This is a genomic window from Methanobrevibacter cuticularis, from assembly GCF_001639285.1.
GTDB lineage: Archaea > Methanobacteriota > Methanobacteria > Methanobacteriales > Methanobacteriaceae > Methanobaculum > Methanobaculum cuticulare.
Genome location: NZ_LWMW01000086.1, coordinates 36130 through 45183, shown reverse-complemented (window position 1 = coordinate 45183; position 9054 = coordinate 36130). Strand labels below are relative to the sequence as shown.

The following is a 9054-nucleotide window of genomic DNA, read 5'->3' as shown; positions in this document are numbered from 1 at the left end:
ATTTTTAATGAATAAAATAATATAGATAGTTATATAACATTTAAAGATTTTAAATGATGAATACTTCTATTAAATTTTTTAAAAATCTTACTTATGAAACACTCCCTAATTATTAATTATATCCTAAAAATTGAACTAATTATTAATTATATCCTAAAAATTGAACTAATTATTAATTATATCCTAAAAATTGAACTAATTATTAATTACATCCTAAAATTGAACCAATTTTTAATTACATCCTAAAAATTGAACCAATTTTTAACCTCAATTATATCCTAAAATTAAAATTAATCATTGCTATAATTGAAAAAATTAACTTTTTAATCATTGTTAATTTAATTATAATTATCAAAAATTATTTACTTAAACCATCAATGAACTTAATTAATTATTCTATTAAAATAATTATAATAACAATATAATGGTTAAAAAATAATTAATATTTTCGATTATGAAAATAAATATCCAGTTTTAATAGATTTAGTTTTTTATTAGTTAACTATTTAACCATTATAATAAAAATAATATTAAAATCAATTAATATAATTGGATATTAGTAAATTAAGATAATTATTATAATTCATTAAATTTAAAATAATTATTAAAATTCATTAAATTTAAAATAATATTAAAATTCATTAAATTTAAAATAATTATTATAATTCATTAAATTATAATTTGTAATAAAAATGAGAATTACAGCATATGATGATTAGAATTAAATAATAATCTATTACTGACAACAATAATCTTTTAAGGATAAATTATTTGTTAAGGATGAATAATATGGTCAAAACTGCTAAAAGACTAGAATCAATTGAGCTATCTCAAGTAAGAAAGATGTTTGAAGTGTGTGATGAAAATGTTATAAATTTAGGTATTGGAGAACCTGATTTTGATATTCCTGAAAATGTTAAAATAGCTATTAACGATGCCCTTGATGATGGTTTCACTCATTATACTTCTAATAAAGGGTTTTTAGAGTTACGAGAAGAAATATCTAAAAAGCTTAAAACAGAGAACAGATTAGAAATTGATCCTGAATCTGTAATGGTTACTGTTGGAGCAAGCGAAGCGTTATATATCTGTGCTCAGGGGTTATTTGAAAAAGGAGATGATGTTTTAATTCCAGATCCTGGATTTTTATCATATGCTGAATGTGTTAAACTAAGTGAAGCCAATCCTATTTCTGTAGAAGCTAAGTTTGAAAATGGATATAAAATTAAGTTTGAGGATGTTGAAGAAAAAATTAGCTCAAACACAAAAGCTTTTATTATGAATTCTCCTTCTAATCCAACAGGAGCAGTTATGGATAAAGAAGATATAAAAGCAATAGCTGATTTAGCTACTGATCATGATTTCATGATAATAAGTGATGAGATTTATGAAAAAATAATATATGATGTTAAACATTATTCTCCTGCTGAATTTAGTGATAATGTAATTGTTATCAATGGTTTCTCTAAAACTTACGCCATGACTGGCCTTAGAATAGCTTATTTAGCTGGGCAAAATGATATTATCGAAGAACTTCTAAAGATTCATCAATACAATACTGCTTGTGCAAGTTCAATTTCCCAAGTAGCAGGATATGAAGCATTACGCGGTCCTCAAGAGTATGTGAAGAATATGGTTCAGGAGTTTAAAAGAAGAAGAAATCTAATTTCAAAGAGACTTGATGAAATCGGACTACAGTGCAATAAACTAGATGGTGCATTTTATACCTTCCCTAAAGTGGGAAATGCTTCTGAATATGTTCAAAAAGCTCTTGATGTAGGAGTGGTAACTGTTCCAGGGATTGGTTTTGGAAAATATAGTGCAAATAATGTTAGAATGTCATATGCTACTTCTTATGAAGAAATTGAAGAAGCTATGAACCTTTTAGAAACTATAAAACTGTAAAAAACTAATCTAAAGCCTATTTATCCATAGAATATTACCTATGTTGTGAAAAGTTTTCATTGGCCTATTACTGGACCTTGAGTTTGAAAATAATTAATAATAATTATGTAAAATTTTTTTATTTATACTAAAATAATTATAATAATAATGAATATAATAATTAAATAAAAAAAGAATATTGTTTATATTGACCATAATAATTAAATAGCTAATGAGATTACTATCTTAGGTGAATAACTAATGAATAAAGATTTTACAATAAATACAAATAGGATAATGAAAACATTTCGAGAATTAGTTTTAATTGATAGCCCTTCATTAGCAGAACGTGCCACCTGTGATTATATCGCTGAAATTTTACAAGATCTTGGATTTAAAATCCATGAGGATTCTGTAGGTGAAAAGATTGGTGGAAATTCTGGGAACTTATATGGTTTTTTAGAGGGTGATGAATCCCTAGAACCATTAATATTCAATGCTCATATGGATACTGTTGAACCTTCTAAAGGAAAAAAGGCAATTCTTGATGAAAATGGTAAAATCACTTCTGAAGGAGACACAATTTTAGGAGCAGATGATATCTCAGGCATTGTAGCTATTTTAGAAGCATTGGTAGTAATAAAAGAAAATAATTTGCCTCATCGCCCAATCGAGGTCATATTTTTTGTATCAGAAGAAATTTATTGTCTTGGATCAAAGAATTTTGATTATTCTATCTTAAAATCAAAAGAATCTTATACCCTAGATGCATCAGGAGATGTAGGTAAAGCAGCATATAAGGCACCTAGCTTAGTTAGTTTTGAGATGAAAATCATTGGAGAATCAGGGCACAGTAGTCATATATCTGCTAAAACTTCTCATTCAATAGCTATTGCAGCTGAAGCTATTACGAAAACTAAAATCGGTAGAATTGATGAAGAATCTACTTGTAATATTGGTATTATTGAAGGAGGTCTTGGTCTTAATCTTATTCCAAAGGAATGTATTATCAAAGGAGAGGTAAGAAGTCTATCTCATGAAAAGGCTATTAAAATAGTAAGTGAAATTGAAAAAAACTTCACTCAAACAGCAAATAAATATAATGGGAAAATTGAAATCGATACACAAGTCAATATCCATAGTTATGAGACTCCTATTAACCATCCTGTTGTAAAAAGATTTAAGAGAGTTTGCGAAGAATTAAACATCCCATATGAAATTTTACCTGCTCTTGGAGGTAGTGATAATAATAATATGGAACAAAATGGAATAAATGGTTTGGTACTCTCATCAGCGATGAATAACCCTCATTCTCTAGAAGAATACACTACTATCAGTGAACTTGAAAAAATCACGAAAATTGTTATAAAATTAATGACATCTGAATATTAGTAAATATTATAATAGTAAATGATATATTACTAGATATTATAATAGTAAATACTATACTACTAGATATTATAATAGTAGATACTATATTACTATATATTAGTAAATATTAATATACAACATTTTGAACTTATTTAGACATGTAAATACAAATATTCAGTTCAATAAATATTAATTCATCTTTTTTATCATATTTTAGTGAATATTTTTTTATTTTATTTAGTTTTTATATAGCTATTTTTTGGTAATAATAATAATCATTTTGGAAATGTTTATCATTTTATGAAGTTTTAATATTTAATAATTTATCTTTAAATTTGATATAAATAATTTTTAAGAAAAATAAAGATATTAATACTATTCATCAACAAAATAAACAATGTTTTTGGAAGCTATTCACCACGAAAATAAACAATGTTTTTGGAAGCTATTTCAGAGCCATTAAGTATTATTCATTTTTAGTAATAACTAAAATACCAAAATATTATATAATAAAAATATTATAAAGAATAGGAAATAATAGCTAGGTTGTGTTTATAATCGATTATGCATTACGTAATAAAGAAGGAACAAAGGCAGCTTTTGCTGGAATAATTGGAAACATAATTTTAACCATATTTAATATTTCCATAGGTATGATTTCAGGAAGTTTTGCTCTTATAGCTGAGGGGGCTCATACTTTATCAGATGTAGCTACTTCAATTATAGCTTATATTGGATTTAAAATAGGACAAAAGCCTGCTGATGCAGAACATCCTCTTGGACATGGAAGAGCAGAAGCTATTTCAGGACTTATAATTGTTATATTTCTAGCTTTTGTTGCTTATGAAATAATAACTGGAGCTATTGACAAATTACTTTTTAAAGAACTACTAGAACCACCTACATATTTAGCAGGTGTAATGGCTGCAATTGGAATAGTAGCTAATCTAATAATAACCAAATATCAAACGAAAATTGGAAATAGTATCAACAGTCCTGCTATAATAGCTGATGCTAAACATCAAAAAACAGACATATTCTCATGTATAGCTATTTTAATAAGTGTGATTATTGCACAATTTGGTTACACTTTCTTAGATCCTCTTGTAGGATTAATAATAGGAGTATTTATCCTAAAAGTGGCCTATAATGTTGGAAAAGATAACATAAACAATATTATGGGAAAAATTCCCTCAAAAGATCTCATAAACGATATAAAAAGAGTAGCAACTGATATCGATGGAGTCTATGGAGTTCACAACATAAAACTAAACTATTTTGGTTCCTATGCCACCTTAGCTTTGCATGTTGAAGTTGATCCAAATCTATCTCTTAAAGAATCACATGATTTAATACATTACACTCAAAATCAGATTACAAAAGAAATAGACATTATTCAATTAGTTATAGCTCATGCTTGTCCTTTTGGAGAAAAATATGAGCTAAAAAAGTAATTAACTCCAATAGAATAGAGTTAATTAGTTTTAAAAACAATTAGATATATTAAAAAAATAATTAAAAAATAATGAACGCCGGGGACGGGATTTGAACCCGCGAGATCCAAGGGATCATTGGATTAGCAGTCCAACGCCGTACCAGGCTGGGCCACCCCGACATACTGATTTGTAAAAGTCTTGTAGAGAAATCACTACAAATAATATTTAAAATAGCTATTTTCTATTTGTATAATCATGCTTATAAATCTTTTCACTTATTTCATGAAAAAGATATTTTATTTTTTATAAAAAGATTTTATTTTTATAAATAAATAGTAATAAATGATATTGAATGGCATGTTCAGAAGTGGACTGATCTCAATAACACCAGTGCTCCAAAAAATCAACTCCACCCCGCTACTCTACAAGCATCAGATGTTAATGGTAGAGCTGCTCCTTTCCAGGCCTGACACATTCCCAAAATAAACATAATTAACTTTAACCCTCCAGTTAAAGCCTTATGACCACTAATCCTGTAGGACGAAGTTTCTATATCAATTTTTCAGGCTGACATTAAATCAAAAAGCCGCCTCCTGAACTTCAACTGCACCTAAGAGGGTGTGTGCTTACAGAGGACCCCTAACCCTCCAGTCTAGCCAATAAAGATATTGTTGTTAATCTTATATAAATGTTTTTAATTATCAGTTATTTATTAAAAAGAAGAAAAAAATAATGAAAATATTTGGAGCTTAAAAAATATACAAGAATAATAAGAAATCAAGAATAATGGCATGAAATAATCTATCAAAATAGAGAAATTATCTAATAAAAATAACTAAAATATGAAAAATTAAGTAGGAAAATTAATCTTTAAAATTTTTAAGTGCTTTTATAATATCTCCATCAGATATTATTCCTACAAGATTATCATTTTCTAAAACAGGCAGCTGATTTATAATATCTTCTTCTGGAGCATTTTCAGACATAGTGTAAACTGCATCATATAATGAATCATCAGAGTTTACTGATGCTACTTTTTTAACCATAACTGAAAAAACTTTTGTTCCTAATTTATAATTATCCAATATTAAATTATGACCTAAATCAGAAGCAGAAACAATTCCAACCATATCACCATTATCATCGACAACAGGTAATGCGCTTATTTTGTGTTTCATTAATTTTTCAAATGCAAAAACTACATCATCTTCCGGAGTTGTAGTTAAAACATTAGTCGTCATCAAATCCTTCACTTTCACTTTTTTCAACATTTGTTATGCCTCCATATGTTTCTGTTATGTTTTTAATTATATAATCTATAGTTGTCACTACATCAATGTTCTCAATAGATTTAACATCAAATTTTCTTGCTTGAGATTCAAAATACTTATGAGTTTTTCTAATTGCAAAAAAATTGTCCAAATATCTTTGTAAAGGTCTTCTTGCCCACATTTGTCGACATCTTGAGTAAAATCTGCCTTTATGTACTTCCTTATCACTTAAAGTAAGTACAAACATGATAACATTATCTTTTTCAATTAATTCTTTCTTAATAAAGCCTGGAACAATATGAACTCCTTCAATAACTATACTTATACCCTCTTTTAAGGACCTTTCGATAACTGCATCGATTCCAACACTTACAGTATCAACATGATCTCTAAAACCTGCTAAAACATCATCAAACTCCGGAGGGGGAGGAACTCTCATTCCCTTGTATGCTGTAAAACTTGATTCGTGTATAACTGGACTTAGTTCTTTAGATACAATTTTACGCATTACTTCACGAATCATATCTGTACTAATCATATTTCGTATACCTAAACGATTAGCTATTTCAAAAGCTATTGAAGAAGTCCCAACACCCGAAGCTCCACCAATCAATATAATTAATGGATCATTACACTGCTTTATTTTTCTCCAAGCAATATACTTATCAGCAATTTCAGGATCTTCGTCTCTCAAATCTTCAACTATAAGTTCAACTAATTCATCAATAGTAATAAGAGTAATACTAGTTTTCTTAAGTTTAGATTCTATACAAGAAGCAAATGCATATGCTTTATTAGGGCCCATTTCTGCTCTTGTTAACGATCTTGAAAGAACTCCTTTAGAAAAAGGCTCAGTATATAGTTTTCCACCAACTTCTCCTTGAATCATGATCATAAAATCACCCAATAATAACAAATTTCGCTAAAAATTACTAGCAATTTTTAAAATTTATACATCTTCTTTACATATCTCTTTTAGATTAAAGGTCATAATATAATTTTTTATTTAATTCTCAAGAATATGATAAAAACAGTTAAATGCAGTTAAAAGATTAATATTCTAATCTATCTATTAATCTATTCATTTAATCTATTAAATAATTAATTAAATATGATTGTAATTAGCTATTTCTCGTAGTTTATTACTCATATTGAGATAATAATAGTATGAATAGTAATAAGAGGAATATTAATAATAATATGAATAGTAATAAAAGTAATAAAAAAAATATTAATAATAATATGAATAGTAATAAAAGTAATAAAAAAAATATTAATAATAATATGAATAGTAATAAAAGTAATAAAAAAAATATTAATAATAATATGAATAGTAATTGTAAAACTAATATAAGTAAAAATATTAATTAGAATAAATATTTAATGATGTTATACATCAGTTAACTTTAATCTGTGATTTTATTCCAACTAATGATGCCACTACAGCCAATATACATAAGATTGTTGAAATAATAGCTGCTATTTGTGAACTTTCTATTAATTGAGGGAAGTATTGAGGTATAAGTGGAGCTGAACCCAATACAATTGCAAATATTACTGTTAACATTCCTAAACTTAATGTTTGGCCTATAACCCTCATTGTTGAAACAGCCGCTGATGCTACAGAAGATAATTTCCTTGGAACTGAACCCATGATAGCATTTGTGTTTGGAGATGAAAATAGTCCATATCCAACACCTTGAAGGAACATGGCTATTATTATGTAGTATACAGGTGTTGTTACATCCAAAAATATCAACATGAATATTGCAAAAGATACAAAACTCATTCCAATGGCAGCCAATATTTGAGGGTCTATTTTATCAGACAATCTTCCAGAGAATGGTGCAATTATTGCCATTACTCCAGGAGTTACCACTAGAATCAGTCCAGCCATCTGTGGATCAAGACCATTTATATATTGTAAATGGTAGTTTATTATGTATGTAACTACAAAAGTGGCTAAATAGCTAATAAGAGAAGCTAAACTTGAAGATGCGAATTTAGTATTTTTAAACAACTCCACGTTGAAAACTGGAAATTTTTCTCTAAGTTCCCACATAGTAAAAATAGCAAAGAGACCTATTGCAGCTATTAGAATAATGACTCCAGTTACCTCATGTAGTATTGTGAATCCATATATTAAAAGCAGAATAGCCATACTGTAAATTATAGTTCCTTTAAGATCAAATTTATCATCTTTTCCAGTTATCCATTCATCAGGGATTTTCCATAATGTAATAAAAGCTGTTACTATAAGGAATGGGATAACAACTAAAAATATACTTTGCCAACCAAAATTAAAAGTTAATATTCCACCAATAACAGGAGCAAGAGTTAATCCAATATAAACACTTGAAATATTTATGCCTATACCTTTACCTCTTTCTTTAGGAGGTAACGCTTCAGTTATCATAGCTAAAGAAGTCACATTTAAAATAGCTGAACCCAACCCCTGAACAATTCTGAAAAATATTAGAGACTCGGCTGAAAATGACATTGCAGCTCCAATAGAAGAGATAGCAAATATTACCAATCCCACTAAAAAAATACGTTTCAAACCAAATTTCCCAGATAATTTACCAAATGGGACAGAAAAAACAGCTATTGATAAAAGATAACTTGTGGCCACCCAATTTTGCAAGATAGCATTAAGACTAAATTCTTCTGCTAATGGAGGTAATGCAACTGCAATTGAAGATGCAGAGAATGCAACTAAAAAAGAAGCAATTGAAGCAACTATAATAACATATTTTTTAGATATGGATTTCGCCGGTTTTGGCTCTAAATTTAATCCCCCAGACTCATTTTGTGATACAGATCCCATATAATAACCTTCAAATTTTTAACAACATTATAATAATATGTTAATAATATTATAAGAATATAATTTAATATTATATATAATAATTACCTTAATTAATGTTATGGATAACCTCGATGATTTGTTTTAATAAAATAATATCAGTGAATTATTTTAATAATGATAGATAATAATCAAAATAAAACACATCAATAACACTATAAATAATAATAATCAAAATAAAACACATCAATAACACTATAAATAATAATAATTAAAATAAAATACT

Annotated in this window: 6 protein-coding genes, 1 tRNA gene and 1 other RNA gene; 3 read left to right on the top strand and 5 right to left on the bottom strand. The window is 27.4% G+C overall.

All coding sequences use genetic code 11. The annotated features are described in order from the left end of the window. Window positions 1–789: 789 nt before the first annotated feature. The 3 genes from MBCUT_RS02905 to MBCUT_RS02895 all read left to right on the top strand — a co-directional run bounded on the left by MBCUT_RS02905 (window position 790) and on the right by MBCUT_RS02895 (window position 4709). Window positions 790–1905 (top strand): pyridoxal phosphate-dependent aminotransferase, encoded by a 1116-nt coding sequence (locus MBCUT_RS02905; RefSeq protein ID WP_067258675.1) that lies wholly within the window; start codon window positions 790–792, stop codon window positions 1903–1905. A gap of 240 nt (window positions 1906–2145) precedes the next feature. After that, complete coding sequence (locus tag MBCUT_RS02900) at window positions 2146–3276, top strand: M20/M25/M40 family metallo-hydrolase (protein ID WP_067258674.1); 1131 nt, start codon at window positions 2146–2148, stop codon at window positions 3274–3276. 536 nt (window positions 3277–3812) lie between these two features. Beyond that, window positions 3813–4709 carry a cation diffusion facilitator family transporter gene (locus tag MBCUT_RS02895; RefSeq protein ID WP_067258697.1) on the top strand — a complete coding sequence of 299 codons (897 nt, stop codon included), beginning with the start codon at window positions 3813–3815 and terminating at the stop codon, window positions 4707–4709. Between the two features lie 76 nt (window positions 4710–4785). On the opposite strand, the gene MBCUT_RS02890 is transcribed toward MBCUT_RS02895, so the two are convergent. From MBCUT_RS02890 to MBCUT_RS02865, 5 genes are all read right to left on the bottom strand, one after another. Continuing rightward, window positions 4786–4870: transfer RNA gene (locus MBCUT_RS02890), tRNA-Ser, on the bottom strand. 170 nt (window positions 4871–5040) lie between these two features. Beyond that, window positions 5041–5354: signal recognition particle sRNA (gene ffs, locus MBCUT_RS02885), an RNA gene on the bottom strand. A 200-nt stretch (window positions 5355–5554) separates the two neighbouring features. Next, the gene (locus MBCUT_RS02880) at window positions 5555–5962 is read right to left on the bottom strand and encodes a CBS domain-containing protein (RefSeq protein ID WP_067258673.1); all 408 of its coding nucleotides are present in this window, start codon (window positions 5960–5962) and stop codon (window positions 5555–5557) included. Further along, on the bottom strand, window positions 5922–6857 hold the full coding sequence (locus MBCUT_RS02875) for a 2-phosphoglycerate kinase (RefSeq protein WP_067258671.1): 936 nt from the start codon (window positions 6855–6857) through the stop codon (window positions 5922–5924). The genes MBCUT_RS02880 and MBCUT_RS02875 overlap by 41 nt, the downstream gene beginning before the upstream one ends. Before the next feature lie 501 nt (window positions 6858–7358). Next, entirely contained in the window at window positions 7359–8789 is a 1431-nt protein-coding gene (locus tag MBCUT_RS02865; protein ID WP_067258667.1) for an MFS transporter, read from the bottom strand. Between the last annotated feature and the right edge of the window lie 265 nt (window positions 8790–9054).